This window comes from Agromyces binzhouensis (assembly GCF_004135055.1).
GTDB classification, from domain to species: Bacteria; Actinomycetota; Actinomycetes; order Actinomycetales; family Microbacteriaceae; genus Agromyces; species Agromyces binzhouensis.
In genome coordinates this window covers 1-783 of record NZ_SDPL01000729.1, presented here as the reverse complement: position 1 = coordinate 783, position 783 = coordinate 1, and the positions used below count along the sequence as shown (strand labels likewise).

Genomic DNA, 783 nt, shown 5'->3' with positions numbered 1-783 from the left:
AGGAGGGCACGCTCACCGACCGCCTCGCCCGCCAGGTGCTCGAGGGCGAGGAGGGCACGCTCACCGACCGCCTCGCCCGCCAGGTGCTCGAGGGCGTCGTCGCCGGCGAGGGGTCGCCGCGCGAGATCGTCGACGCTCGAGGCCTCGCGGTCGTCTCCGACGACGGCGCGCTCATCGCCGCGATCAACGAGGCGCTCGCCGCCCAGCCCGACGTGCTCGCCAAGATCCGCGACGGCAAGGTGCAGGCCGCGGGGGCGGTCATCGGCGCGGTCATGAAGGCCATGCAGGGCAAGGCCGACGCGGCGCGCGTGCGCGAGCTCGTGCTCGAGCGCGCGGCCGCCGACAGCTAGGTCGACCCCGCCGACGGATGCCGCGGCTCGCGTGGACGCACCGCGGCATCCGTCGGCGTCTCCCAGCCCGCTCTTGGCGGGCGTCAGTAGCCTGAACCTCCCCGAACCACTTGCGAGGACACCATGGGATTCCTGGACCGACTCTTCGGCGGCGGCGACGACCGCTCCGCCCGCCCTGCCCCGCCCGTGCCCCAGGCGCGGCGCCTCAGCGAGGACGAGCTCGCGATCGAGCGGTACCGCTACCTGCTGCGCACGGCGCCGCCCGAGTCGATCGAGGCGGTGCACGCCGAGGCGTTCTCGAAGCTCACGCCCGAGCAGCGACAGCAGGTGTACCGGTCGCTCGCCGAGCAGGCGCCGGCGGGGGAGCGGCTGGTCTCCGACGACCCCGGCGCGCTCGCGCGCGCCGCGACGCGGCAGGAGCTGCGGCAGCCGG

At 75.6% G+C, this 783-nt stretch carries 2 pseudogenes; both read left to right on the top strand.

The annotated features are described in order from the left end of the window. Positions 1-350 (top strand): annotated as a pseudogene (locus tag ESO86_RS17920) (Asp-tRNA(Asn)/Glu-tRNA(Gln) amidotransferase subunit GatB); the annotation flags it as partial. 123 nt (positions 351-473) lie between these two features. After that, positions 474-783, top strand: a pseudogene (locus ESO86_RS17915) (hypothetical protein); the annotation flags it as partial.